This window comes from Sphaerisporangium krabiense, assembly GCF_014200435.1.
Taxonomy (GTDB): domain Bacteria; phylum Actinomycetota; class Actinomycetes; order Streptosporangiales; family Streptosporangiaceae; genus Sphaerisporangium; species Sphaerisporangium krabiense.
Map to the genome: position 1 here is coordinate 55,996 of NZ_JACHBR010000001.1, position 25,508 is coordinate 81,503.

The following is a 25,508-nucleotide window of genomic DNA, read 5'->3' on the forward strand; positions in this document are numbered from 1 at the left end:
GCTTCGCGGTCAGGAGGGCGTGTACTGCTTCGCGCGGAGGACCACCGGTACGACGCGGTCGCCGACCAGCAGTTCCACCCGTTCCCCGGGCCGGTGGCTCTCGACCCACGCGTCGAGGTCGTCCAGGCTGCCGAACAGGAAGTCGCCGCAGGAGCGGATGACGTCGCCCGCGCGGACCCCGGCCAGGTCGGCGGGCGCGCCGACGGCCACGTCCTGCACCAGCATGCCCTCGCCGCGGATGGCTCCGACGGGGATCACCCCGAGCTCGGTCTTGTGCATGGTGTGGTAGTTCTTCGGCGTTCCGTCCAGGTAGTCGCCGAGCAGTTCGAGGAAGTGGTCCCAGTGGTGCAGGAAGCCGTCGCGCTCGAACCTGCCGTTGCCGTCCGCGGGGAAGCCGTCCTGCCGGAGCTTCAGGCGGGTGTGCGTCTCGCCCGAATCGGCCGGTACGTCCGCCAGCTCGAACGTCATCCGGATCTCGGCGTCGCAGGCGATGAGGCCGATCACCAGTTCCAGGCGGCGGAACCGGTCCAGGACCTCGATCCGCCCGCTGTAGACGGTCGGCATGCGCGCGCCGGCGTCGTAGACCCAGCACAGCGCCGCCCCTTCGCGCTCGGGCATGACGCTGGCCACCGTGCCCAGCCAGTGCTCGGCCGCCGCCGGGTCGAAGATGGTCTGCCAGACCCTCTCCCGGGGGTGCCGCAGCAGGCGTTCCAGGCTGTTGCTCACCATCGTGTGCTCCTTCTCATGCTGTCTGACTGTCGGCCGGGGGCGGCGTCAGCTCCGCGACCCGGGAACGCGTGATCGTGACACCGGCGAACACGGCGAGCGCGAGCATGATCGCGCCGGCGACCACGAACGACGTGCGCAGCCCGGACAGCGAGGCGAGGACGCCGCCGAGCAGCGCGCCGAACGGCATCGCCCCGTAGGTGACCAGCCGGTGGACGCCGGTGACCCTGCCGAGCAGGTGGTCCGGTGTGCCGGCCTGCCGCAGGGACATCTGGTTGACGTTCCAGATCGCGGCGCCGAGCCCGGCCAGGATCTCGCCGGCCGCCGCGAACCACGGGTTCGGCGCCGAGGCGGTGACCAGGCACGAGACCCCCGACACGACCAGCGCCAGCCGGAGGCTGACCGCCGTGCCGAACCACCTGTTGAGCCGCCCGGCCTGCGCCGCGCCGAACAGGGCGCCGAGAGAGCCCGCCGCGAGCAGCAGGCTGAAGCCCAAGGCGCCGAGGCCGAACAGCTGCTGGGCGAACAGCACGAAGATGGCGTTCTGCGCGAGGGACGCGACGTTGAACAGGCCGGCGATGCCGGTGATCGCCCTCAGCACCGGCTGCCGCCACAGAAAGGAGAAGCCCTCGCTGATGGCCCGCCGCATGCCGCCATCGCCGAGGGCGTTGCGGGCCACATGGTAGTCGCCGCGCATCCGGCGCAGGAGGACGGCGCTGACCAGGAAGGACAGCGCGTCGCCCAGGAAGGGGAGCGACCTGGACATGGTGAACAGCAGGCCGCCGAGGGGCGGACCGACGAAGGACTCCACCGTGTTCCGCGATCCGACCAGCCACGAGTTGGCGCGCTGGATCCGCACGGGGTCGTTCGCCACCACCCTGGGCAGCACGGCGGTGCTGGAGCTGTCGAACACGGTGTCGGCGATGGCGATCAGGAAGCCGACCACCATCAGCAGGGCGATGCCGGCGGACCCCGTCGCCACGGCCACCGCGAGCCCCGCGGTCAGTCCGGCGCGGACCAGATCGCTGATCCACATGGCGCGTTTGCGGTCCCACCGGTCGGCCATGACGCCCGCGGGCAGGGCGAACAGCAGCCAGGGCAGCCTGCCGACGACGACCACCGACGACACCACGATCGGGTCGCTGGACAGCGAGGCCGCCAGCAGGGGCAGCGCCGCGGAGGAGATGCCGTTGCCCAGGAGCGACACGGTCGTCGCCCCCCACAGCATGGGGAAGTCGGGGGCGAGCGCGGACAGGCCGAACCGGCTCGGCCGGCGCGGGGGGCTCGTGTCGCGCAGGGTGTCCGCCATCATCGGTCCTTTCTGTCGGGTGCGTCGGCCGGGAGGGGCGCGAGGTCGAGGCGCAGCAGGCCATGCCGGAGCAACTCGGCCACCACTTCGCGGCCCTCGCCGGTGGACGGCCCGCCGTCGCCGGAGGCCGCGCGGACCAGTTCGTCCACCCGCCACGGGGTACGGGCCAGCAGCAGCCGCACCAGTGGGGCGCAGACGGCGTCGAAGTCGTAGCGCTTGCCGGCGGACACCAGGACGCACCGGGGACCGTCCTCCTGGAGGGCCACCGGCCGGGGCGAGGCCAGCACCACGACGGCGTCCGGCGGGCAGTCGCCGGCCGGCCCGGCCGCGTACGGCAGCGCGTGCCGGGGCCTGGGCTGCGCGCGCCCGTCCCGTTCCGCGACGTACCGGCGCAGCCCGTCCTCGGTGAGCAGGGCGCCGATCTCCTCCCGCAGCACCGACAGCCGGCTCGCCGTCTCGTCGTCCCACCCGGTGAGGGGCAGGTCGAAGCGCGCCTCCGGGAGGCGGCGCTGCCGTTCGACCACCCATTTCAGGAAGTCCTCGACGACGGGCCGCCGGAAGCCGATGGTGAGGTGGACGGTGGTGCCGCCGACCGGCCGGACGGCGTGCCAGTGGCCGCGCGGCACGTACAACGCCTCGCCCTCGCGCAGCTCGAACTGCCGCAGGGGGGTCGGGGGGCATTGGTTGAGGGGCTCGTCGCCGGGGAGCGGCACGGGACGGCCGACGCCGAACAGCTGCCATTCCTTGCGGCCGTAGATCTGCAGGATGAGCCCGTCGTGGTCGTCCCAGTGCGGGTCGAAGGCGCCGACCTCCCCCCAGGAGGCGTAGAGGTTGACGAACACCTCCGCGCGCAGGTCGTGTTCGAGGGCTTCGGCGAGGTCCCGTACCGCCGGGACGGCCTCGTCCACCGAGCCGAAGACCAGCGTCGCGCCTTCGCGCAGCCGGGCGTGCAGTTTCGTGCTGCTGACCCGGAGCGCGGGTTCCCTGCCGACGCCGCGGCCGGGGATCGGCTCGACGTAGGACGACGGAGGCAGCGACTTGTTCGCCTTGGCCACCTGCATGCGCAGCGGCCAGGCCCGGTGGCCGTCGAGCAGCCGGTTGAGCTCGTCCCAGGGCAGCAGGTGGTGGAAGCGGTCCGGCTCGCCGGTGTCGTGGTAGCCGTCCCTCCCCCAGTACCGGTCGAGGAACCGTTCACCGGTGATGGTGGCGAGAACGCGGTCCAGCGCGTGGCCGCCCGTACCGGTGTCGCCGAGGGACGGCCCCGGCAGGTCGGACCGGGGGTCCGGTTCCCCGACCGTGAGCAGCCTGCGTGTCTCCGTCATGATCACTCCCACCGGTCAGACGTCGGCCTGGTGGACCGGCAGGCGTGCGGCCGGATCCAGGTCCAGCAGGAGGCGGCGGGCGTGCTCGGCCTCGTCCGGCCGGCCCAGCCGCTCCGCGCACACGGCCGCCGCGTTCGCCGCCGACGCCCCGCGCAGCGTGCCGGAGCCCGCGGCCCGCAGGAACGTCTCGAGCGCGGCCTCCCAGTCGCCGCGGCCGGCGAGGTAGGCGCCGATCGCGTAGAGCGGCTCGGGGTCGACGGGGTCGAGGGAGAGCAGTTGCCCGACGGCGTCCCCGGGCGCGCTCGCCGTGCCGGTCAGGGTGTCCAGCTTGAGGTGGGCCTCCAGCACCAGGCCCCGGTTCTCCCGCTGGTAGTGGGCCTGCACCGGGTTCCCGGCCGACCGCGCCAGGGCGTCGTCGTGTTCCAGGGCGGCGCGCATGTGCGCGACCACCGGGTCCCGGTCGCGGCCGGACAGCTCGTGCAGCGCGGCGGCGCGGTGGTAGCGGCTGGTCACCAGGTGCGCCAGCCAGTCCGGCTCCGCGCCGAGACCGGTGAGGGACCGCTCCGCCTCGGCGAGCCATCGGCCCGCCTCCTCCCGATCGCTGCCACGGGCGCGGGTGGAGACCAGTTGCAGGGCCGCGAGGGTGCGCAGCGCCGGGCGGACGGCGTCGCGGGCCAGCCAGGCGAAGATCTCGTACGGGATCGGGGACTTCCTGTTGAGCTGGTAGGCCGCACGGGCCACCTCGTAGACCAGTTGCTGGCGCAGCGGGTCGGTGTCGACCGTGAAAGGGCCGACCAGGCGTACGGCGTGGCGGTGGAAGCCGAGTTGCGTGAGCAGGGCGACGACGACGACCCGGCGTTCCGCCGGCAGATCGGCCCAGCGTTCCAATGCCTCGACGAGGGCCCGCCAGCGCGGGGAGCGCAGCTCCTCCGGGAGCGCCCCGGGCTGTTCGCACAGGTGACGGTGGCTTCTGGCCTGCACGATGACCTGGTAGCGGGAACTGGTCACCGACACCGTGCTGAACCAGTTGGGCACGACCGCGTCCTCCTCGCCGGTGAGCATCCGGGCGAGGTGCACGGCGTGCCGGGACCGCAAGGGGACGGGGCCGGCGGCGTCGCGCAGGTCGAGCCACCCGGCCCAGCGCCGAGCCAGTTCGGCCGTATCGAGCGCGTCCGCCGCCGGGAACCGAAGCTCGCCGAATGACCGGGAATCGTCGCGCTGATAGGCGAAGGAAGGCACGTGGGGCTCCTAAACCACTGGGCAGGGCAGGTGGGAGGGTGGGGTGAGCGGTTCGAAGACCTCCGAGCCGTGACACACCACGCGGCGCACCACGTGGCCGTCGAGGGAGGGCAGCCGCACCTCGACCGGCTGGCGCTCGAACAGGGCGTCCGCCGCGTCCAGCAGTGCGGCCGGGCCGGCCGGGGCCCGCCGGAGGGCGCCGCGCCCCACGATCCGGCTCTCGACGAAGTCCAGGTGCGCCGGGCCGGCCGCGGCCACGGCGTGTCCCCGGTCCCGGTCCCGGCTCTGCAGGCTGCTCGACGGGCGCGCGCCGAGGGCGAGCCGTGCCGCCACCGCCTCGTAGACCGCGTGCCGCACGGCGTCGGCGGTGTCGCCTCTCGCCGCGGCGCCGCAGGTGAGGGCGGTACCGCCGGTCCGGTGGAGCAGGGCGAGCACGATGTCGGGGCAGGGCCCGGCCACGCGGACGGTGCGCAGGCGGACCTCGTGATCGCGCAGGCCCGAGAGCAGTCCCGCGGGCAGCACGGAGTCGTGCAGGTGGTCCAGGTCCTCGAAGCGGATGTCACCGGTGCGCCAGCCGCGGGCCAGCACGTGCCGCTCGATCACTTCCAGCAGCGCCGCCGTCCGTGCCCGCCGCGGGTCCGTGCCCGCGCCGGTACCGGCCGACGTCTGCACGCACCACCGCTCCTCGGGCGGCGGCGGGTCCCAGCCAAGGAAGACCGCCTGGGCCGGCACCGCCGTCGCGGCGCCGTCGCGCATACCGGTTCCGGCCACCCAGTGGCAGGGCGGAGAACCGGCCTGCCGCAACGCGGCGGGTTCGACCCGGGGCAGCGTGCCGGGATCCGCCAGCAGCGGCAGCGCACCGGCCGCCGACACGTGGCTCACGTGCTGGACGTACTCGCCGAGCGCGCGCCGCGCCGCCCGGCCGGGGTCGTCGTCGCAGGCGCCGCCGCTGATTCCCGACTCGTCGCTCATCCAGGCGACGTGGACGGCGCCGTTGATCAGAGGGCGCACCGTGGGCCCGGCGGCCCGCACCGCTCCCCGGTGGCTCATGGTCACTCCTTGGCGAACATCGACCGTCACTCCAGGCGCGGACACGGTGGGGCGCCCGCGCGGCCGACCCACCCCACCGCGTCCTTCCGACCGGCCGCGCGCAGGTCACGGGCGCGCGGACGACCTACACGTCAGTAGGACTTGTTGCCGAGAACGTCGAACTCCGCGGCTTCCTCGTCGACCTGACCCAGGTCCCAGCTGATCTCCATGAATCTTCACCTCCTCCTGTAGTGGGTCGAATACTGACGGCATTCGGGGCCTGGCGCATCTCGCAGATTGCTATACTGCGCGGCTCACCGCCGGCTGTCGGGCTAGCATGTGAGGCTGGTCGTCCCCCCGAGGAGGTTCGCGGTGTTTCCGGGTCCGGCGTCCGATACAGGTGGTCCGACGTCCGGAAGAGTCCCGTTCCTGCGGGCGCACTGGGTGTTCCTCGTCGCCGTGGCGGCGGGGGCGGTGTTGCGGCTGGTCGCGGTGCTGGGGTATCGGCCGGTGCTGTGGTTCTGGGCGGACTCGTTCGTCTACGTCAACGCGGCGCTCGACCCGCAGCCGCTGGAGTCGCGCCCGTCGGGCTACTCGCTGTTCCTGTGGGCGCTCCAGCCGTTCAAGAGCTTCGCCGCCGTCGTGGTGGTCCAGCACCTGCTGGGCCTGGCCACGGCGGCCTGCGTCTACGCGCTGCTGCGCCGGCGCGGCGGGCTGCCGGGCTGGGGGGCGACGCTGGCCGCCCTCCCGGTGCTGTTCGATGCGCACATGGTGCAACTGGAGCACCTGGTGATGGCCGACCCGCTGTTCACGTTCCTGGTGACGGCCGGGGTGACCGTGCTGCTGTGGCGGCCGCGCCCGGCGGTGTGGACGGCCGCCGCCGGGGGCCTGCTGCTGACGGCGGCCACGCTCACCCGCACGGTCGGGCTCGCGGTGCTGGTGGTCGCCCTGGTCGCCCTGGTCGTCGCGCGGGCCGGGGTGCGGGCGGTCGTCGCGGCGGCGCTGGCCTCGGCGGTGGGGCTCGGCGGGTACGCGGCCTGGTTCCACGCCGAGCACGGGAGCTACGGCCTCGGCCAGAGCAACGTGTGGCTGTGGGCCCGCACGATGTCCTTCGCCGACTGCGCGAAGATCCGGCCCACCGGCGAGGAGCAGGTCCTGTGCCCGGCGGACCCGCCCGGCGACCGTCCCGCGCCGCCCGTCTACATCTGGGACTCCGGGTCGCCGCTCGCCAAGGTCGGGAAGGACGCCGACCGCGAGCGGCTCTCGGGCGCGTTCGCCAAGGAGGCGATCCTGGCGCAGCCGGTGGACTTCCTGCTCACCGGCGTCAGGGACGCCCTGTGGAGCTTCGAGTGGACCCGCCGGGTGTACCCGACGCCCGGCCCGCAGAGCGCCTACGTCTTCCCGTCCTCGGTGAAGCCGTTCACCGACAAGATCGCCTCATCCGGCCGCACCGCGCCCGAGCTGACGACGGCGTACCAGGGCGAGCGCGGCGACACCACGGTCGCCGAGCCCTACGCCGGCTGGATCCGCGCCTACCAGGAGCAGGGCTACGTCCGGGGTCCGCTGCTCGCGGCCCTGATGCTGGCGGGACTGGTCGCGGTCGTCATGCGGTGGCGGCGTCTGGGCGGCCCCGCCCTGCTCCCGTGGGCCACCGCCGTCACCCTCCTGGTCCTGCCGCCCCTCATCGCCGCCTTCGACCACCGCTATGTCGTCCCGGTGCTTCCCATGGCCTGCCTCGCGGCGGGCCTCGCCTTCGGGCGGCGGTCGCGGGCCGGGGAGGGCCACGTGACAAGCTCATAACATGACCTAGGCTCACGTTCGCGTGGTGCCTAGACTCGTGACATGGACGAACGCCGGCGTTATGAGCGCGCCACCGCCGGGCTGGAGCCGCCGCTGGCGATCCTGGACATGGACGCGTTGCGGGCGAACGCCGCCGGCATGGTGCGCAGGGCGCGCGGGAAGCCGATCCGGCTCGCGAGCAAGTCGATCCGTTGCCGGGAGGTCCTGCGGCGGGTGCTGCGCATGGACGGCTTCCGGGGGATCATGGCGTTCACGCTGCCCGAGGCGCTGTGGCTGGCCGCCGACGGGTTCACCGACATCCTGGTGGCCTACCCGACGGCCGATGGGGAGTCCCTGGCCGCGCTCGCGGGTGACGCGCGGGCGGCCCGCGAGATCACGGTGATGGCCGACAGCGTCGAGCACCTGGACCTCATCGAGAAGGCGGTCGGCGGGGTGGCCGATCGCCAGCAGATCCGGATATGTCTGGACATCGATGCGGGGTTCACCGCCTTCGGCGGCAGGTTCCGCGCCGGAGCCCTGCGCTCCCCCGTCCGGGAGCCCGCCGACGCCGTGGCGCTGGCCGCCGCGACCGCCGAGCGTCCCGGCCTGCGCCTCACCGGCCTCATGGCGTACGAGGCGCAGATCGCGGGCGTCGGCGACCGGGTGCCCGGTCCGTACGGGCGGGTCGTCCGGCTGATGCAGGAGCGGTCGCGGCGCGAGCTGGCCGTGCGCAGGGGCCGCGTCGTGCGGGCCGTCCGGCACATCGCCGACCTGGAGTTCGTCAACGGCGGCGGCACCGGCTCGGTCGAGAAGACCGCGCGCGAGAAGGCCGTCACCGAGATCGCGGCGGGCTCCGGCCTCTACCACCCGCGCCTGTTCGACTTCTACCGGGGCTTCACCGGCCGCCCGGCCGCCCTGTTCGCGCTGCCGGTGGTCCGCAGGCCCGCGCCGGACGTCGTCACCGTCCTCGGCGGCGGCTACCACGCCTCCGGATCGCCCGGGGCCTCGCGGCTGCCGCAGCCGTACCTGCCGGCCGGGCTGCGGTACGACCCGCGGGAGGGCGCGGGCGAGGTGCAGACGCCGCTGCTCGGCGCGGCGGCCCGGGACCTCGGGATCGGGGACCGGGTGTGGTTCCGCCACGCCAAGGCGGGCGAGCTGTGCGAGCGCTTCGACGCGCTGCACCTGGTCGAGGGCGACCGCGTCACCGAGACCGTGCCGACCTACCGGGGCGAGGGCAAGACCTTCCTGTGAGGCCCCGCGCGCCGGGCCCGCGCGACCGGTCAGGTGGGCTGCCGGGTGCGGGGGGCGGCGAGGCCGAGGTGGTCGCGGAGGGTGGGGCCGGAGTAGTCGGCGCGGAACACGCCCTTCTCCTGCAGCAGCGGGACGACCTTGTCGACCAGGTCGTCCAGGCCGGTGGGCGTGAGGTGCGGGACGAAGATGAACCCGTCGGAGGCGTCGGTCTGCACGAACAGGTCGATCGCGTCGGCGACGGCGCGCGGCGTGCCGATGAAGGTCTGCCGGGCGGACAGCTCGATGACCAGGTCGCGGATGGACAGGCGCTTCTCCTCGGCCAGCGCGCGCCACTTGGCCACGGTCGCGCCCCGGTCGCCGCGGAACTGGGCGCGTCCCTTGGACACGCCGACCTCCAGGTCCGGTTCGACGTCGGGCAGCGGGCCGTCCGGGTCGTAGGCGGACAGGTCGCGGCCCCAGATCCCTTCGAGGTAGGCGATCGCGGTCTGCGGGCTGACCTGCGCCCGCCGGATCTCGGCCGCCCGCTCGGCCGCCTCCTCCTCGGTGTCGCCGAGCACGCAGGTGACCGCGGGCAGGATCTTCAGGTCCTCGGGGCGCCGGCCGTGCGCGGCGAGCCTGCGCTTGACGTCGCGGTAGAACGCGCGGCCCTCCTCCAGCGTGCTGTGCCTGCTGAAGATGACGTCGGCGTCGGAGGCGGCGAACTCGCGGCCCTCGTCGGAGTCCCCGGCCTGGATGATCACGGGGTGGCCCTGCGGCCCGCGCGGGGCGTTGAAGCGCCCGGAGATGTCGAAGTGGCGGCCCTGGTGCCGGAACGCGCCGACGTCGCCGTCGCGGACGAACGCGCCCGCGCCGGCGTCGGCCGTGACGGCGTCCTGCGCCCAGGAGTCCCACAGCTCGCGCGCGGTGTGCAGGAACTCGGCGGCCCTGGTGTACCTGTCGGCCTCGTCGAGGAAGCCGCCGCGGCGGAAGTTCTCGCCGGTGAAGGCGTCGTAGCTGGTCACGACGTTCCACGCGGCACGGCCGCCGCTCAGGTGGTCCAGGGAGGCGAGCCGCCGCGCCACCTCGTAGGGCTCGTTGAAGGTGGAGTTCACGGTGGCGGCCAGGCCGAGGTGGGTGGTGACGGCGGCCAGGGCCGACAGCACGGTGAGCGACTCGGGGCGGCCGACCACGTCCAGGTCGTGGATGCGGCCCTTCATCTCGCGCAGCCGCAGCCCTTCGGCCAGGAAGAAGAAGTCGAACTTCCCGCGCTCGGCGGTCCTGGCCAGGTGCGCGAAGGACGCGAAGTCGATCTGGCTGCCGGCGCGCGGGTCCGACCAGACCGTGGTGTTGTTGACGCCGGGGAAGTGCGCGGCGAGGTGGATCTGCTTGGTCACGAGGTTCTCCTCATCGGGGACTCCGGTGCGGACGTCTCAGGCGCCGGGCCCGCTCACCCAGGCGTCGCCGAGCTGCTGGAGCCGGGAGTCGGCGCCGAGCTCGATGCCGTGGGCGGTGCGCGACAGCGCCACGACCGTGGTCAGTTCGAAGACGGGGACGGCGTGGGCCTGTTCGACGATGAGCCGCTGGGCCTCGGCGAGGCGGGCGGCCCGCCGGGCGGCGTCGCCCGCGGCGAGCTGCCCGGCCAGGGCCTTCTCCAGCTCGGGGTCGTCGACCTTGTAGTAGTTGCTGCCGGTGCGGCCGAACGAGACGCGCAGCACGTCGCCGTCGGCGCGGCTCTGGTTGCCCCAGGACAGGTCGAAGTCGCCCTTGGCGTAGACCTGGAGGAGTTCGGGGACGGTGTAGCTCTTCAGCTCCAGCTTGAACCCGACCTTGGCGACCTGCTGCTGGATCAGCTCCAGCGCCGACTGGTTGGGGCCGAAGTTGGACAGCCACGTGGTGGCGAGGACGAGCTTCGTCCCGTCCTTCTGGCGCACGCCGTCGGGGCCCGCGGTCCAGCCGGCCGCGTCGAGCAGCCGTTTCGCCGCCTCGGGGTCGTAGGTGACGGCGCCGCTCAGGTCCGTCCAGTCGGGTGTGGTCCTGGACAGGACGCTGGTGGCGACGGCGAAGTCGGGCGTCAGGACGGTGTCGCGTATCTCCCTGGCGTTGACGGCCTTGGCCAGGGCCTGGCGGACCCGGACGTCCTTGAACACGGGGCTCGCGTGGTTGGGGAGCAGGGAGAACACGTTGCCGGGGTTCGGGCGGATCACCAGGGTGTACCCGCTGTCGCGCAGCAGGCGGATGTTCTGCGGCGGGACGGTGCCGATGGCCGCGATCTGCCCGGACTGCAGGGCCCCGGTCCGCACCCCCGCCTCTGGGATGATCTTGAAGACGACGGTGTCGAGGTACGCCTCGCCGCGGTGCTTGCGGTCGGCGGGCCCCCAGTCGTACCCCTTGCGCTTCCTCAGCACGACCTCGGAGCCGCGCGTGTAGTGGTCGAGGGTGAAGGGGCCCGAGCCGGCCAGGTTGGCGGTGTCCCGGTCCTCCACCGGCGTGGCGAGGGTGGAGGGTCCGAGGAGCCCGAGCGCCGCGGTGGAGCTGGCCTGCAGGAACGCGGCGTTGGGCGTGGTGAACTCGACCTTGGCCGTCAGCCGGTCGACGACGTGCGTGGCCTTGTACCCGTTGAAGTAGATGATGGAGCTCGGCGCCTTGGCGCCGGCCTTGACGATGTCGTCGAAGTTGTCCTTCACCGACCGCGCGGTCACGGGGCTGCCGTCGGAGAAGGTGACGCCGTCGCGCAGCGTGAACGTGAACGTCCTGGCGTCCGGGCCGACCTCCCATTTCGCGGCCAGCCACGGGATCAGCCGTCCCGTGGCGGGGTCCTGCTCGGTGAGCGAGTCGACGAGTTGCCGGGAGACGTAGAGGGCGTCGTTGCCGGCGCCCGCGCCGCGCGGGTTGATGCTGATCGGGTCGGTGCTCAACCCGAAGGTGAGGGTGCCGCCCGGGCGCGGCGCGCCGCCCGAGGCGCCGGTGCTCGCGGTGCCCGGCCCTCCGCAGGCGGCCAGGAGCAGCGCGGCGGTCACGGCCAGCGCCACGGGTGCGGACGCGCGCAGGGAGTACGGCTTGTTCATCGGCATGCTCCTGGGATGCTCATCGGCGGTGGCCCGGGATCGCGGCCAGCAGTTCGCGCGTGTAGTCGTGCCGGGGACGCGAGAAGACCTCCTCCGTCTCGCCCTCCTCGATCAGGCGTCCCGCGCGCATGACGCCGACCTCGTGCGCGACCTGCCGCACCACGGCGAGGTCGTGCGAGATGAACAGGTAGCCGACGCCGAGGTCCTCCTGCAGGCCGGCGAGCAGGTCGAGGATCTGCGCCTGGATCGAGACGTCCAGCGCCGACACCGGCTCGTCGCAGACGACCAGCTCGGGGTTGACCGCGAGCGCCCGCGCGATCGCCACCCGCTGGCGCTGGCCTCCGGACAGCTCGGCGGGACGGCGGCGCAGCAGCGAGCCGGGCAGCGCGACGGTGTCCAGCAGCTCGGCCGCGCGGCGGCGCCGCTGGGCGCGCGTCCCGAGGCCGAACGAGGCCAGCGGGTCCACGACGATCTGCTCGACGGTCAGGCGGGGGTCGAGCGAGGCGTAGGGGTTCTGGTAGACGACCTGCACGCGCCGCCGCAGCGCCCGCAGGCGGCGCCCGCGCAGCCGGGTCACGTCCTCGCCGTCGAAGACGACGCGCCCCTCGGCCGGCTCGGTGAGCCGCAGCAGCAGGCGGGCCGTCGTGGACTTGCCGGACCCGGACTCCCCCACCAGGCCGTAGGTGCGCCCGCGCCGGACGCTGAAGCTCACGCCGTCCACGGCGCGGAGCACGCCCCCCGGCAGCGGATACTCCTTGACCAGGTCGTGGACGGACATCAGCACCTCGCCCGCGGGCGCGGCGGGCGGGACGGCGTCGGCGAACGGGTCGCCGGTCGCGCCGGTGGCCCGCGCCCGCGCGGGCCGGGTGGCGCGGGCGGCCGGGCGCGGGGCGGCGGCCAGGCCGGGGGCGGCGGCGAGCAGGTCGCGCGTGTAGGGGTCGCGGGGCGCGGCGAGCAGCCGTCCTGGCGTGCCCTCCTCCACGACGCGGCCCTCGCGCATCACCACGACCCGGTCGGCCCGGTCGGTGGCGATGCCGAGGTCGTGGGTGATGAGCAGGACGCCCATGCCGTTCTCGCGGGACAGCAGCCCGATGTGGTCGAGGATGCGCCGCTGCACGGTGACGTCGAGGGCGCTGGTGGGCTCGTCGGCGATGACCAGGCGCGGGCGCGCGGCGACGGCGATGGCGATCAGCACGCGCTGGCGCATGCCGCCCGACAGCTCGTGCGGGTACTGCCGCGCCCTGGCCTCGGGGTCGGACAGGCCGGCGCGGCGCAGCGCCTCCACCGCCTCGGCCGCGGCCGCGCGGCGGCCGGCCATGCCGTGCACGATCAGGACCTCGGCCACCTGGTCGCCGATCCGTTTGACCGGGTTGAGGGACACGGCGGGATCCTGGGGGATCAGGCCGATGTCGCGTCCGCGCACGGCGCGCAGGCGGCGTTCCCCCAGCCCGAGCAGGTCGGCGCCGCCGAAGAGGATCTCTCCTCCGGCGACCACGGCGTTGGGCGCCTGCAGTCCCACCACGGCGTGGGCGGTGGTCGACTTGCCCGACCCGGACTCGCCGACGAGCGCGACCGTCTCGCCCCGCGCCACCGTGAGGCTCACCGACCGGACCGCGGGCACCTGGCCCGTGCCGACGCGGTAGCGCACCGAAAGGTCCCGCACGCGCAGGAGCGGCTCGTCGCCGGTCATCGGCCGTGCCTCCATTCGCCGTCCAGCAGGCGCGAGATCCGGTTCGCGGCCAGGACGGTCGCCGCGATCGTCAGTCCCGGCATGGTCGTCATCCACCAGGCGACCGACAGGTAGTCGCGCCCGGCGGAGATCAGCGAACCCCACTCAGGCGCCGGCGGCTGCGCGCCGTACCCGAGGAAGCTCAGCGCCGACACCGCGAGGATGGAGGTGCCGAACTCCAGGGCGGCCAGGACGAGCACGGGGCCGGAGGAGTTCGGCAGCACGTGCCGCACGAGCACCCTGATCCGGCGCGCGCCTCCGGCGTGCGCGGCCTCGACGTAGAGGCTGTGGCGCACCCGCAGCACCTCGGCGCGCATGACCCGGGCGCAGGTCGCCACGCTCGCCACCCCGACCGCGATCGCCACGTTGACGGTGCCGAAGCCGAGGACGACGACCAGGGCCAGCGACAGCAGCAGCGCGGGTATCGCGAGCAGGACGTCGGCGACCCGCATGATCACGTCGTCCACCCACCCGCGCAGGAACCCGCCGAGCAGGCCGAGGAGGGTTCCGGTGGCGAGGCCGACGGACACGGCGATGATCGTCGCCTTGAGCGAGAGCGCGGCCCCGTGCACGGTGCGGGCGTACAGGTCGCGGCCGAGTTCGTCGGTGCCGAGCGGGTGCCCGGCCGAGGGAGGAGTGAGCTTGTCGGCGGGCACGGCGGCCAGCGGGTCGGCGGAGGTGAGCAGGCCGGGCGCGAAGGCCGCCAGCAACACGAGCGCGACCCAGGCCAGGGCGAGCAGGAGGCCGGGCCGCCTGGCCAGGAAGGCGAGCACCTCGCGGGCCCCGCCGCGCAGGGCGGTCCCGCGCGCCTCCGTGGCCGCGGCGTCCGGGTGGAACACGCCGGTCAGGTCCGTCATCGTCACCCCTTCACGCCGCCGCGGCGGGCGATCCGCGGGTCCAGCAACGGGTAGACGAGGTCGACGGCCAGGTTGACCAGGACGAACACCAGCGCCGCGAACACCACCAGACCCTGGACGACGGGGATGTCCTGGGTGGTCACCGCCAGCGCCGTCACCCGGCCGAGGCCGGCGCGCGAGAACACGGTCTCGGTGACGACGGATCCGGCGAGCAGGTTGCCGACGACCAGGCCCGCGACCGTGAGCGCGGGCAGGGCCGCGTTGCGCAGCGCGTGGCGCAGGTGGACGCGCGCCCGCCCGGCGCCCTTGGCCCTGGCCGTCTCGACGTAGGGCTCGCGCAGCGTGGCGGTCATGCTCTTGGCCAGCAGTTGCGCGATCATGGCGCCGGTGGGCAGCGCGAGCGTGACGGCGGGGAGCACGACGCCGGCGGCCCCCTCGTCCCCGACGGCCGGGAACAGGCCGAGCCGGAAGGAGAAGACCTGGAGCAGCAGCAGGCCGAACCAGAACGGCGGGATCGCGACGCCGAGGGGCGGCAGGCTCAGCAGCGTCTGGCGCAGCCACGCCGCCGAGACATAGGTGGCGAGCAGGGCGAGGCCCCCGCCGACGACGACGGCCAGCAGCAGGCCGAGGCCGGCGATCTGGAGGGTGGCGGGGAGCGCGCCGGCGATCACGTCGCCGACCGGCTGGTGGTTCTGCACGGACCGCCCGAGGTCGCCGTGCAGCATCCGGCCCAGCCGGGTGAGGTACTGGACGACCAGCGGCCGGTCGAGGCCGTACTCCTGGCGCAGCGCGTCGAGCCGCTCCGGGGGGATGTCGGCGTCCGGCCCGACGAGGAGCGCGACGGGATCGCTGGGAAGCATGTAGAGGATGGCGAACGACACGGTGAACGAGGCCCAGAGCACGAAGAGGGCCTGGGCGAGCCTGCGGGCGAAGTACCGCCACAGCTCCGCTCGGCCGGGCTCCGACGTCACTCGTCCTCCTGGCGCTATTCCTACTTATCCTACCGGGAGGATAGGAAAGCGCCACGGCATGGTCAAGAGATGGCGTGGAGGAATGCGCGCACGCGCCAGTGGCGGGCCCCGCGCCGAGGGGACCCGCGTGGCGGAGATATCAGGAGGAAAGGGGCGTCAGCCGCGCCGGCGGCGGCGCAGCATCGCGATCGCCGCGCCCACCACCACGATGGCGCCCACGCCGATGAGGATCGGGGCGAGGTTCGCGGCGGGCCGCTCGTCGCGCCACGCCTCGTCGCCCGAGTAGGGCTCGTGCGCGGGGCCGAGGCCCACCGCCTCGCGCGCCGAGGCGATCACCTGCTCGGCGTTGGCCTTGACCTTGGCGACGCCGCGCTCGGCGACGCGCTTGGGGCTGATACGGTCCACGATGGCGTCCACGGTGACAGCCAGCTCCGCCCTGCTGCGCTCGATCCGGCGTTCGAGCGCCTCGGGGTCGGTGTCCGCCATGGCGATCCCCTTCTCTTCGTCCCGCACGGGCCGCGCCGCGCCCACGGCGGCCGCTGGCGTCCCGGCATTTCAAGCGATCAGTCTGTCAGGTGCGGCCGCCGCCCGGCACGGGGGGCGTGCCGGTAGGTTGGTCCCGTGACACAGACGAGACTCGAGCCCGGCGACGCCGCACCCGACTTCATCCTGCCCGATTCCACGGGCCAGGAGGTCGGCCTCAAGTCCCTGCGCGGCAACCGGGTCATCCTCTACTTCTACCCCGCGGCGATGACTCCCGGGTGCACCAAGCAGGCCTGCGACTTCCGCGACAGCCTGCAGAGCCTGAAGGCGGCGGGCTTCGCCGTGCTCGGTGTGTCCAAGGACACCCCGCAGAAGCTGGCGAAGTTCGCCGAGCGCGACGCGCTGAACTTCCCGCTGCTGTCCGACCCCGACCTGGCCGTCCACCAGGCGTACGGCGCCTACGGCGAGAAGACCATGTACGGGAAGACGACGGTCGGGGTGTTGCGGTCGACCTTCGTCATCGACGCCGACGGCACGATCGAGAAGGCGCTCTACAACGTGAAGGCCACGGGGCACGTCGCCCGCCTGCGCAAGGATCTGGGCCTCGAATAAACCGGTGCGGCGGGCCCCTCGCGCTCAACTATTATGGCGCATGCCGTAAAAGCCCGGGGTCGTAGCCCAATGGCAGGAGGCACAGGTTTTAGGTACCTGACAGTGTGGGTTCGAATCCCACCGACCCCACTCCCGGTCCCACCACCGGCCCGTTCCGGCGGGGGAAACAGGAGAGCCGCCTCCACCTGAGTGGAGGCGGCCCGGCCGTGTCAGCCCGCTGGGCATGGGGCGTCTGGCGTCGGAAGGGCGGATTGCTCAGGGTCCCCCGGGGCCGCGTGACTCATCCCCCTTGCCACGCGACCCGTCGTCTTTGTTCCCCGGCATCACAATCTCCCTTTACTCACCCGAAGGTGGCTCCCACCGACAACTATCCCCTAGGCCCCGTAAGCGGGCTGTAAGCGGTTTTGTCCCTGTACGACCAGGGTCGTAGACCGAGATCCCTCTTCAGAGGGAATGGGGATGAGCTGCGCGTACGTAGGGTTGGGGCGTGTTCGGACGATTGCGCGCCCTGACAGCGCGCCACAGCCGGGTGGCGAACGCGCTCCTGCTCGTTCCGCTGATCGTTCTGAGCCTGATCTCCGCCGATGCCTACTCCCGCCCGCCGGCGCTCCCCGACGGCACCCGCCTCACGCCGGCGTCCTACCTCGGCCTGTCGGCGCTGCTCATCGTGCCGCTGCTCTGGCGGCGCAGCCGTCCCGTCCTGACCTTCGCCGCCGTCGCCGCCGTCAGCTTCGCGCAGTGGCTCATGCGCGTCGACGTGCTGCCCGGCAACCTCGCCGTCCTCGTGGCCATGTACGGCGTCGCCTCCCGGTGCGCGCCGCGCTGGGCCATCGCCGCCGGCCTGGTCGCCGAACTCGGCGCGTGCCTGTCCCTCGCGCGGTGGCAGGGCCTCCCGTTCGGCGCCTACGCCTCCGCCTCGATGTTCGTGGTGGCCCCCTGGGTCGGCGGCATCTACGCGAGCGTGCGGCGCCGCTACCTGGAGAGCCTGGAGGAACGTGCCATGCGCGCCGAGCGTGAGCGCGACCAGCAGGCCCGCATCGCCGCCGCCGCCGAACGGGCCCGCATCGCCCGCGAACTGCACGACGTGGTCGCCCACAACGTCAGCGTCATGATCGTCCAGGCCGACGGCGCCGGGTACACCATCGACAGCGACCCCGAGAAGGCCCGCCGCGCCGTCCAGACCATCTCCAGCACCGGGCGGCAGGCCCTGGCCGAGATGCGCCGCCTCGTCGGCGTGCTGCGCGAGGACGCGGGGCCGGAGGAGGAGTACGCGCCCCAGCCCGGGGTCGCGGAGCTGGACGACCTGGTCGCCCAGGTCAGGCGCTCGGGGCTGCCGGTCGAGTACACGGTCAAGGGAGCTTTCCGCGACCTGCCGGAGGGCGAACAGCTCGTGATATACCGCATCGTCCAGGAGGCCCTCACGAACGCGCTCAAGCACGGCGGCCCCGGCGCCCGCGCCACCGTCGAGATGGAGTACGGTGCCCGGGAGATCCTGCTGCGGGTCACCGACGACGGGCGCGGCGCGGCGGCGCCCGCGGGTATCGGCGGGCACGGGCTGGTCGGCATGCGCGAGCGCGTCGCGATGTACGACGGCAGCGTCAAGGCCTCCCCGCGGCCGGGAGGCGGGTTCCAGGTGGCCGTGCGGCTCCCGGTGAGCAGGGCGGCGTGATGACCGACGATCGGGGCGGCGACGTGACCATCAGAGTGGTGCTGGTCGACGACCAGGAGCTCGTCCGCGCCGGGTTCCGCATGGTCCTCGGCGCCCAGCCGGACATCGAGGTCGTCGGCGAGGCGCCCGACGGCGACGCCGCGGTCCACCTGCTCGGCTCGCTGGCGGCCGACGTCGTGCTCATGGACGTGCGCATGCCCCGCATGGACGGCGTCGAGGCCACCCGGCTGATCACGGCGCTGCCCGAGCCGCCCAAGGTGCTCATCCTCACCACGTTCGACCTCGACGAGTACGCCTTCGCCGCGCTCAAGGCCGGCGCCGCGGGGTTCCTCCTCAAGGACGTCCCGCCGTCCGACCTGATCAGCGCGATCCGCTCCGTGCACGCCGGGGACGCCGTGGTCGCCCCCAGCACCACCCGGCGGCTGCTGGAGCGCTTCACCGCCCACCTGCCCGGCAAGGCCGCCCCCGAGCCCGAGGCGCTGCGCAGGCTCACCGCCCGCGAGCGCGAGGTCCTCGTTATGGTCGGGCGTGGCATGTCCAACGCCGAGATCGCCGACCGGCTCACGCTCGCCGAGGCCACCGTCAAGACCCACCTCGGCCGCGTCCTCGCCAAGCTCGGCGTCCGCGACCGCGCCCAGGCCGTCGTCTACGCCTACGAGACCGGCCTGATCACGCCGTTCGGCGGCGCCGCCGGCCGCTGACGCGCCGCTCAGACTTTCGGCCGACTTCGGGGTACCCCAGGGGTCGCACACGCCCCGCCGGGCCAGCCCCCGGGCGTACGGGAAGTCCGTCCCCAGGGCTCATGGAACCCGGCTCCCGCGGCCATAGCGTTGAGATCACTGCAGATCAACGCTGAACCGCGTCAAGGAGCCAGATGTGACCATCACCGGAGAAGAAGCCCTCCGCCGGGCCGCGCCCGCGGCCGTCGTCGCGCGCGGCGTGACGAAGGTCTACGGCCAGGGAGACGCCGCCGTGCACGCGCTGCGCGGCGTGGACGTCGGGTTCGAGACCGGAGCCTTCACGGCGATCATGGGTCCGTCGGGCTCCGGCAAGTCCACGTTGATGCACTGCCTGGCCGGGCTCGACAGCGTCACCAAGGGCGAGGTGCGCATCGGCGACGTGGACATCACCCGGTTGAACGACAAGCAGCTCACCCTGCTGCGCCGCGATCGGGTCGGGTTCATCTTCCAGGCGTTCAACCTGCTGCCCACGCTGTCGGCCGAGCAGAACATCATGCTCCCGCTGGACATCTCGGGCCGCCAGGCCGACCCCGAGCTGTTCAAGGTCGTGATCCGCACCGTCGGGCTCGGCGACCGGCTGAAGCACAGGCCGAGCGAGCTGTCGGGCGGCCAGCAGCAGCGCGTCGCGGTGGCCCGCGCCCTGATCAGCAAGCCGCAGGTCATCTTCGCCGACGAGCCCACCGGCAACCTCGACTCGCGCAGCGGCGCCGAGGTGCTGTCCTTCCTGCGGACCTCGGTGCGCGAGCTGGGCCAGACCATCGTCATGGTCACCCACGACCCCGTCGCCGCCTCCTACGCCGACCGCGTGGTGTTCCTCAGGGACGGCGTGCTGGTGACCGAGCTCGTCCACCCCTCCCCGCAGAGCGTGCTCGACACGCTGATGAAGCTGGAGGGCTGAGGTGCTCAAGAGCACTCTGGCCGGGCTGCGCGCGCACAAGCTGCGGCTCCTGCTCACCTCCCTCGCCATCACGCTCGGCGTGGGCTTCATCGCGGGCACGTTCGTGCTCACCGACACGCTCCAGTCCGACGTCACCCAGCGGATCGCCGCCTCCGCCGACAAGGTGGACGTCGCGGTGCTGCCCGCCGGCCCCGGCGGCGAGTCGCCGGGCCGGCTGGACGCCAAGGACCTGGAGAAGGTCCGCGGCGTGACCGGCGTCGCCGAGGCCCAGGGCGTCGTCCAGGGCGAGGCCCCGCTGATCGGCAAGGACGGCAAGGCCGTCGGCGACTTCCCCACGGCGGGCGTCTCCATCGTCACCGGCAGGCTCGCCCGCACGACGATCACCTCCGGCGTCGCGCCGGCCGCGGCCGACCAGGTGGTCCTCGACGAGAACACCGCCAAGACCCGGAACTTCGCGATCGGCGACACCGTCCGCGTCCTCGGCCGCGACGGCAAGCCGGCGTCCTTCCGCGTGGTGGGCCTGTTCGACGTGGGCGTCGACCAGCGGATGGCCATGACCGGCGCCGTCGGGTTCACCGGCGCGACCGCGCAGACCATGACCGGCCAGAAGGGCTTCGCCGAGATCGACGTCGCCGCCGCGCCCGGCGTCTCGCCGCAGACGCTGAAGGCGTCCGTCGCCGCCGCGCTCGGCGGGGCCGGCCACACGGTGCGCACCGGGCAGGAGCTGGTGGACGAGCTGGCCAAGGCCAACGGCGCGGACATGCGGTTCATCACCATCGGCCTGCTGATGTTCGGCGTGGTCGCGATGCTCGTGGCGGCGCTCGTCATCTACAACACGTTCAACATCCTGATCGCCCAGCGCGCCCGCGAGCTGGCGCTGCTGCGCTGCATCGGCGCCACCCGCAAGCAGGTCTTCGGCTCGGTGCTGCTGGAGTCCGTGGTCGTCGGGGTCATCTCCTCGGTGCTCGGCCTGCTCGTCGGCTACGGGCTCGGGGCCGGCGCGATCGCCGTGGCCGGGGCGATGGGGCAGGACCTGCCCGTCGTGGGCGTGTCGCTCGCGCCGAGGACCATCGCGCTCGCGCTGGCCATCGGCGTGCTCGTCACCGTCGGCGCCGCCCTGCTGCCGGCCCGGACGGCCACCCGGGTCGCGCCCATCGCCGCGCTGCGCAGTCAGACCGACGAGCAGACCTTCCGGGCCGGCGTGCTGCGGACGGTGTTCGCCGCGCTGTTCCTGGTCGCCGGCGTCGGCGCCACGGCCGCGGGCGTCATGGCCCCGCCCGGGCCGGAGGCCCTGTTCATCGTCATGGGCGGCGGGGCGCTGACCTTCTGCGCGGTGCTCATCCTCGGGCCCGTCATCGTCAAGCCGCTCAGCGCGTTCGCGGGCTGGCTGCCCGCCAAGCTGGCGGGCGTGCCCGGCAGGCTCGCCGTCGACAACGCGCGGCGCAACCCCAAGCGGTCCGCCACCACGACGGTCGCGCTGACGATCGGCGTGACGCTGATGACGCTGATCTCCGTCATCACCGCCACCACGCGGGCGACGATCTCCGCCCAGCTCGACGACCAGTTCCCCGTCGACTACATGGTCATGTCGCAGGGGTCCCTCTCCGACCGCGACGCCCCGGCCGGGGTGCCGCCGGAGCTCTCCACCGCGCTGCGCGCCCGGCCCGAGCTCGCCTCGGTGGTGCAGATCCGCCAGAGGGAGGCCCGGGTCAACGGCGGCGAGTACCAGGTCGGCACCTTCGAAGGCCCCTACAAGGCCGTGGCCACCAAGGGCACCACGCGCGGGTTCACCGGCTCCACCGCCATGCTGAACACGAGCGCGGCCAAGGAGCTGAAGGCCTCCCCCGGCGGCACGCTGGCGCTCGCCACCCCCAAGGGCGGGACCGTGGACGTCAAGGTCATCGCGATCTTCGACGACTCGGCGCCGCTGCCCGCGATCACCGTGCCCGCCGACGGCTTCGCCACGTGGTTCGGCGCCATGAACGACGAGCAGGTGCTCGTCAACGCCAAGGACGGCGTCGGCGCCGTGGCGTCCAGGAAGGCCGTCGAGGCCGCGGCGCAGGCGTTCCCCGCCGCGAAGGTGCTCAGCTCCACCGAGATCCGCGGCCAGTTCGACGACATGCTCGACACCATGCTCATGGTGATCTCCGGGCTGCTCGGCCTGGCGATCCTCATCTCGCTGCTCGGCATCGCCAACACCCTCAGCCTGTCGGTGCACGAGCGCACCCGGGAGTCGGCGCTGCTGCGCGCCCTCGGCCTGACCCGGCCGCAGCTCCGGCGCATGCTGTCGCTGGAAGCGCTGATCATGGGCCTGATCGGGGCCATCGTCGGGGTCGTCCTCGGCGGGGCCTTCGGCTGGGCCGCCACGCAGACGCTCGTGGAGGACGTCCTGTTCCGCGTGCCCGTCACGCAGGTGCTGCTCTTCGTCGCCCTCTCCGGCCTCGCCGGCGTCCTCGCCGCCCTCCTCCCCGGCCGCCGCGCCTCCCGCGCCTCCATCGTCACCTCCCTCGCGAGCACCTGACCCGCGCGACGCGACACCGGCGGGGACGCCTCCCAGGAGTGCCGTCCCCGCCGGTGTCGTTCACGGTCTGAGCCCTTCATGCCGGGCGATGGGCCTGCCACTCGCCGGCCACCTCCTCCGGAGCGAGCAGGGGACGGATCGACAGTTCGCCCGTGAGACCGTCGATCACCGCGCACCCGCCTCCCGCGACCTCCGGGAGCACGGACGGGTCGTCGTTCTCCGAGCCTCTGGCCCAGGCGACGTATCCGCCGTCGAAGGCGTGCAGCCCCACCTCGGTGGCCTGGTCCGCGGGCAGCGGCCCATTGAAATACTCCTCGGCCAACGCCCGCACCAGCTCCACCGGCATCCCCCGCCCGCTCATGGTTCGCGCGGTCTCCTGTCCGGTCACAGTCGTCTCCCCCGGCGGTCGATCGCCACGCAGAAGACTCCGGTGACCGGGCCCGGCAGGGGGTCCACGGAGGCGCGCCCGCGTTGGCCGTCCACCCAGACGACCTCGCCCGCGCTGTTCAGGGCGTTCCAGGCGTGGGCGCCGCCGGAGGACCAGCGGGTGACCAGGACGGCCGCCGCGCCGTGCCCGCCCGAACGCAGCCGCCGCGCGACGGCCGTGTACGCCCGGCGGCCCTGCCCGACGTACTCGAACCGGTGCCCCAGCCACCGCTCGGCCCGCGCCACCCCGCCCACCTCCCCCGCCAGCGAGGGCCTGCCGAGCCGGTCGTACTCGGGCAGGCGCGCCGCGGCCACGACCGGCTCGCCGTGCCAGGTGGAGATCACCGCCAGCGCGCAGTCCAGCGCGTTGGTGGCCCGGAACGGATCCTCGGCAGGCCCTTCGCCGTTGACCAGCCGGATCCAGATGCCACGCGGATCGGGGAAACGCGCCCCCTCAGGCACGGCCTGACACAGGTCGCGCTGCAGCTCGGGATCGGGCCAGACGAGCCCTCCCGGGGTGCCGTACGGCCTGCTCGCGTCCAGCCTGACCGGACGCTCCCGCGTGTCGAACCAGTCATCCTCGGGCCCCCGCCACCCCGGCGCGGCCGGCCACTCAAGGGTCGTCACGTCAGAGGCCGGTGGCACGGCGGGCGGCTGCGCCTCTGCCGGCGGCGGGGCCGCCTCCGGCCGGAACGACGGCGTCCGTGGCTCCCCCGGAGCTCCGCCGGACCGGCGTGTCTCCGTCCCGGTCCGAAATGAGGGCGTCCCCGACCGCCGGGGCACCCCTCCGGCCCGGCCGGCCGGTCCCCCATCGGTGCGCGGCGCGTCCGGCCGCGCCGACGGTGGATCAACGTGAGGCGGACGCCACTCGGCCGCCGATGTCTCGGCCGCCCGTTCGTAGTCGCGCCAGCGGACGCCGTCGGCGGTGACGACGGGGTTGTACCCCGTCCGTGCCGCGCGCCGCGACACCCCTGCCCGCGACGGCACGACGTTATCGGTCCCGGTCATGTGTTCCCCCGTGTGTATGGCCGGACGACGCCGATCGTAGGCGGCGGCACCCGCGAAGAACCGCCGATTCACCGCCCAACCTGGAACCACGGGTCAGCCGTGACCAGCACCACCCCAGAACTCCGGGCCTACGGCGGGGGCGTCCTCGGTCCCGCGCGGCGAGAAGCGGCTACTTCACGGTTATGAGGATGGAGTGCCAGCCGGCCGCGCCATCGGGGATCACGGGGGCGTAGTCGGGGGTCTGGGTGTAGCCGGTGGCGTCGGTGGCGCGGACTTCGATGGTGTGGTCGCCGGGGGTGGCGGTCCAGCCGTCCAGGACCCACTGCCGCCAGGTGTCGATGCCGGGGACGTCCGCCAGGCGGGCCTGCCGCCAGGGGCCCTTGTCGACGCGTACCTCCACGGCGTCGATGCCCTTGTGCTGGGCCCAGGCCACGCCCGCGATGGGGGTGGGGCCGGGCGGGACGGTCGAGCCGCCGCGAGGGAGGTCGATCCGGGACTGGGTCTTGATGGGGCCCTTGGCCGCCCAGCCGCGTTCGGTCCAGTACGCCTCGTCGCGGTCGTAGCGGGTCACCTTGATCTCGGTGATCCACTTGGTCGCCGACACGTACCCGTAGAGGCCGGGGACGACCTGGCGGACGGGGAATCCATGGGAAAGAGGCAGCGCCTCGCCGTTCATGCCCACGGCGAGCAGCGCGTCGCGGCCGTCCATGACGACGTCCACGGGCGTGCCGGACGTCCAGCCGTCGGAGGACGTGGACAGCAGCATGTCGGCCCCGGACCGCAGGCCGGCCTCGCGCAGCAGGGCGGAGAGGCTCGCGCCGAGCCAGCGGGCGTTGCCGACGTACTGGCCGCCGACGTCGTTGGACACGCAGGTCAGCGTGACGTCGGCCTCGGTGAGCGGCCGTCGTACGAGCTGGTCGAAGGTGATCTCGACCGGCCGGTCCACCATGCCGTGGATCTTCAGCTTCCAGGTCTTGGGATCCACCTGGGGGAGGATCAGCGCGGTGTCGACGCGGTAGAAGTCCCGGTTGGGGGTGACGAAGGGGCCGAGGTCCCTGAGGCGGAGGTCGGCGCCCGCGGGGATGGGCGGGAGGGCCTTGGCGGGCCTGGGCAGCGCGACCTCGGCCCGCGCCGTGCCGACGTCGAGCCGCCCGCCGAGGGCCCGCCCCGCGAGCCCTCCGACCCCGGCCACGACCACGCCGGCGGCGACACCCGTGAGCAGCCCGCGCCGGTCGAACCGGGCCGGCTCACCCCCGGCCCGCATGACGACGGGCCGCACCTCGGCAGGCCGCACTTCAGCGGGGCGGTCTTCGGTCCGCACGTCGGCGAGAGGCTCCGCCATCCGCACGCCGGCGGGGCGCGTTTCCGTGCCGTCCGGTGCGGGTGGGGGCTCGTCGTGGTGGGGGGCGGCGAAGCCGTCCGGCCAGGTGCGGTGGGTGAGCAGGCGGAGGGACCAGGCGCCCGCGGCGGCGCCGAGGAGGGAGGGGAGGACGTCGAGGGGGGCGGCGTCGGGGCGGGTGGCCGCGGCGGCGGCGCCGAGCGCGCCGAAGGCCAGGAGGCCGGCGCCCGCCCAGCCCGGCCGGGTGCGCGCCAGCAGGCCGAGTCCGGCCGCGACGAGTGCGAGGACGACCATGATGCCGCCGATGAGCACGATCTTGTCGGCTGCCCCGAACGTCCTGATCGCCCAGTCCTTCACGGCCTGCGGCGTGTGGTCCACCGTGGCGTCGCCGACCGCGATGACCGGCGCGGCCTTGGGGCTGACCAGCCCGGCGACGAGCTGTCCGACGCCGAGGGCCACGGCGCCCGCCACCAGGCCGAGCAGCGCGGCGGCCCACGCGTCCGCGCGCGACCCCGTTCCCTTTTCCGTCACACAGCGAACGCTACGCCCGAACAGG

The 25,508-nt window shown here is 73.6% G+C and carries 21 protein-coding genes and 1 tRNA gene; 8 read left to right on the forward strand and 14 right to left on the reverse strand.

Annotated elements, in window-relative coordinates; all coding sequences use genetic code 11:
• Positions 1-9: 9 nt before the first annotated feature.
• The 5 genes from BJ981_RS00260 to BJ981_RS00280 are packed head-to-tail and all read right to left on the reverse strand — an operon-like array spanning position 10 to position 5,646.
• The gene (locus BJ981_RS00260; protein ID WP_184607739.1) at positions 10-729 is read right to left on the reverse strand and encodes an SRPBCC domain-containing protein; all 720 of its coding nucleotides are present in this window, start codon (positions 727-729) and stop codon (positions 10-12) included.
• Positions 730-742: 13 nt separating this feature from the next.
• Positions 743-2,038: an MFS transporter gene (locus tag BJ981_RS00265; protein WP_184607740.1), complete on the reverse strand. Its 1,296-nt coding sequence runs from the start codon at positions 2,036-2,038 to the stop codon at positions 743-745.
• On the reverse strand, positions 2,035-3,357 hold the full coding sequence (locus tag BJ981_RS00270) for a cupin domain-containing protein (protein WP_184607741.1): 1,323 nt from the start codon (positions 3,355-3,357) through the stop codon (positions 2,035-2,037). The genes BJ981_RS00265 and BJ981_RS00270 overlap by 4 nt, the downstream gene beginning before the upstream one ends.
• Positions 3,358-3,372: 15 nt before the next feature.
• Positions 3,373-4,596, reverse strand: a complete 1,224-nt coding sequence (locus tag BJ981_RS00275; protein WP_184607742.1) for a hypothetical protein — start codon at positions 4,594-4,596, stop codon at positions 3,373-3,375.
• A 9-nt stretch (positions 4,597-4,605) separates the two neighbouring features.
• Positions 4,606-5,646: a YcaO-like family protein gene (locus BJ981_RS00280; RefSeq protein WP_184607743.1), complete on the reverse strand. Its 1,041-nt coding sequence runs from the start codon at positions 5,644-5,646 to the stop codon at positions 4,606-4,608.
• Between the two features lie 423 nt (positions 5,647-6,069).
• On the opposite strand from BJ981_RS00280, the gene BJ981_RS00285 reads away from it, so the two are divergent.
• Both BJ981_RS00285 and BJ981_RS00290 read left to right on the forward strand, forming a co-directional pair.
• Positions 6,070-7,425 carry a hypothetical protein gene (locus BJ981_RS00285; RefSeq protein WP_204070195.1) on the forward strand — a complete coding sequence of 452 codons (1,356 nt, stop codon included), beginning with the start codon at positions 6,070-6,072 and terminating at the stop codon, positions 7,423-7,425.
• A gap of 42 nt (positions 7,426-7,467) precedes the next feature.
• The gene (locus tag BJ981_RS00290) at positions 7,468-8,655 is read left to right on the forward strand and encodes an amino acid deaminase/aldolase (protein ID WP_184607744.1); all 1,188 of its coding nucleotides are present in this window, start codon (positions 7,468-7,470) and stop codon (positions 8,653-8,655) included.
• 29 nt (positions 8,656-8,684) lie between these two features.
• On the opposite strand, the gene BJ981_RS00295 is transcribed toward BJ981_RS00290, so the two are convergent.
• The 6 genes from BJ981_RS00295 to BJ981_RS00320 form a co-directional block, all read right to left on the reverse strand.
• Entirely contained in the window at positions 8,685-10,028 is a 1,344-nt protein-coding gene (locus tag BJ981_RS00295; RefSeq protein ID WP_204070194.1) for an NtaA/DmoA family FMN-dependent monooxygenase, read from the reverse strand.
• A 36-nt stretch (positions 10,029-10,064) separates the two neighbouring features.
• Positions 10,065-11,699 (reverse strand): ABC transporter substrate-binding protein, encoded by a 1,635-nt coding sequence (locus tag BJ981_RS00300; RefSeq protein ID WP_204070193.1) that lies wholly within the window; start codon positions 11,697-11,699, stop codon positions 10,065-10,067.
• 19 nt (positions 11,700-11,718) lie between these two features.
• Positions 11,719-13,389, reverse strand: coding sequence for a dipeptide ABC transporter ATP-binding protein (locus BJ981_RS00305; protein ID WP_184607746.1), 1,671 nt, complete (start codon positions 13,387-13,389; stop codon positions 11,719-11,721).
• On the reverse strand, positions 13,386-14,285 hold the full coding sequence (locus tag BJ981_RS00310; protein ID WP_184607747.1) for an ABC transporter permease: 900 nt from the start codon (positions 14,283-14,285) through the stop codon (positions 13,386-13,388). Before BJ981_RS00310 ends, BJ981_RS00305 begins: the two co-directional genes overlap by 4 nt.
• Before the next feature lie 2 nt (positions 14,286-14,287).
• Complete coding sequence (locus tag BJ981_RS00315; protein WP_239139181.1) at positions 14,288-15,256, reverse strand: ABC transporter permease; 969 nt, start codon at positions 15,254-15,256, stop codon at positions 14,288-14,290.
• Between the two features lie 156 nt (positions 15,257-15,412).
• Positions 15,413-15,742, reverse strand: a complete 330-nt coding sequence (locus BJ981_RS00320) for a DUF3618 domain-containing protein (protein WP_184607748.1) — start codon at positions 15,740-15,742, stop codon at positions 15,413-15,415.
• Between the two features lie 135 nt (positions 15,743-15,877).
• On the opposite strand from BJ981_RS00320, the gene bcp reads away from it, so the two are divergent.
• The 6 genes from bcp to BJ981_RS00350 all read left to right on the forward strand — a co-directional run bounded on the left by bcp (position 15,878) and on the right by BJ981_RS00350 (position 22,179).
• The gene (gene bcp / locus BJ981_RS00325; RefSeq protein ID WP_184607749.1) at positions 15,878-16,351 is read left to right on the forward strand and encodes a thioredoxin-dependent thiol peroxidase; all 474 of its coding nucleotides are present in this window, start codon (positions 15,878-15,880) and stop codon (positions 16,349-16,351) included.
• Positions 16,352-16,406: 55 nt separating this feature from the next.
• Positions 16,407-16,480, forward strand: a tRNA-Leu gene (locus tag BJ981_RS00330).
• Between the two features lie 358 nt (positions 16,481-16,838).
• The gene (locus tag BJ981_RS00335; RefSeq protein WP_184607750.1) at positions 16,839-18,020 is read left to right on the forward strand and encodes a sensor histidine kinase; all 1,182 of its coding nucleotides are present in this window, start codon (positions 16,839-16,841) and stop codon (positions 18,018-18,020) included.
• Positions 18,020-18,721, forward strand: a complete 702-nt coding sequence (locus BJ981_RS00340; protein WP_204070192.1) for a response regulator transcription factor — start codon at positions 18,020-18,022, stop codon at positions 18,719-18,721. The genes BJ981_RS00335 and BJ981_RS00340 overlap by 1 nt, the downstream gene beginning before the upstream one ends.
• 175 nt (positions 18,722-18,896) lie before the next feature.
• Positions 18,897-19,658, forward strand: a complete 762-nt coding sequence (locus BJ981_RS00345; RefSeq protein WP_204070191.1) for an ABC transporter ATP-binding protein — start codon at positions 18,897-18,899, stop codon at positions 19,656-19,658.
• Position 19,659: 1 nt separating this feature from the next.
• Positions 19,660-22,179 (forward strand): ABC transporter permease, encoded by a 2,520-nt coding sequence (locus BJ981_RS00350; RefSeq protein WP_184607751.1) that lies wholly within the window; start codon positions 19,660-19,662, stop codon positions 22,177-22,179.
• A gap of 76 nt (positions 22,180-22,255) precedes the next feature.
• Here the strand turns inward: BJ981_RS00350 and BJ981_RS00355 are convergent, their stop codons facing one another.
• From BJ981_RS00355 to BJ981_RS00365, 3 genes are all read right to left on the reverse strand, one after another.
• On the reverse strand, positions 22,256-22,540 hold the full coding sequence (locus tag BJ981_RS00355) for an SUKH-4 family immunity protein (protein ID WP_239139180.1): 285 nt from the start codon (positions 22,538-22,540) through the stop codon (positions 22,256-22,258).
• A gap of 23 nt (positions 22,541-22,563) precedes the next feature.
• A complete protein-coding gene (locus BJ981_RS38935; RefSeq protein WP_239139179.1) occupies positions 22,564-23,232 on the reverse strand; it encodes a toxin glutamine deamidase domain-containing protein in 669 nt (222 codons plus the stop codon).
• A gap of 550 nt (positions 23,233-23,782) precedes the next feature.
• A complete protein-coding gene (locus tag BJ981_RS00365) occupies positions 23,783-25,483 on the reverse strand; it encodes a molybdopterin-dependent oxidoreductase (protein WP_204070189.1) in 1,701 nt (566 codons plus the stop codon).
• Positions 25,484-25,508: the final 25 nt, after the last annotated feature.

Bases quoted from the DNA above. Each gene is read 5' to 3' on its own strand.
- BJ981_RS00260 (WP_184607739.1), bottom strand. From the start codon at position 729: ATGGTGAGCAACAGCCTGGAACGCCTGCTGCGGCACCCCCGGGAGAGG.
- BJ981_RS00265 (WP_184607740.1), bottom strand. From the start codon at position 2,038: ATGATGGCGGACACCCTGCGCGACACGAGCCCCCCGCGCCGGCCGAGC.
- BJ981_RS00270 (WP_184607741.1), bottom strand. From the start codon at position 3,357: ATGACGGAGACACGCAGGCTGCTCACGGTCGGGGAACCGGACCCCCGG.
- BJ981_RS00280 (WP_184607743.1), bottom strand. From the start codon at position 5,646: ATGAGCCACCGGGGAGCGGTGCGGGCCGCCGGGCCCACGGTGCGCCCT.
- BJ981_RS00290 (WP_184607744.1), top strand. From the start codon at position 7,468: ATGGACGAACGCCGGCGTTATGAGCGCGCCACCGCCGGGCTGGAGCCG.
- BJ981_RS00300 (WP_204070193.1), bottom strand. From the start codon at position 11,699: ATGAACAAGCCGTACTCCCTGCGCGCGTCCGCACCCGTGGCGCTGGCC.
- BJ981_RS00305 (WP_184607746.1), bottom strand. From the start codon at position 13,389: ATGACCGGCGACGAGCCGCTCCTGCGCGTGCGGGACCTTTCGGTGCGC.
- BJ981_RS00310 (WP_184607747.1), bottom strand. From the start codon at position 14,285: ATGACGGACCTGACCGGCGTGTTCCACCCGGACGCCGCGGCCACGGAG.
- BJ981_RS00320 (WP_184607748.1), bottom strand. From the start codon at position 15,742: ATGGCGGACACCGACCCCGAGGCGCTCGAACGCCGGATCGAGCGCAGC.
- BJ981_RS00340 (WP_204070192.1), top strand. From the start codon at position 18,020: ATGACCGACGATCGGGGCGGCGACGTGACCATCAGAGTGGTGCTGGTC.
- BJ981_RS00355 (WP_239139180.1), bottom strand. From the start codon at position 22,540: ATGAGCGGGCGGGGGATGCCGGTGGAGCTGGTGCGGGCGTTGGCCGAG.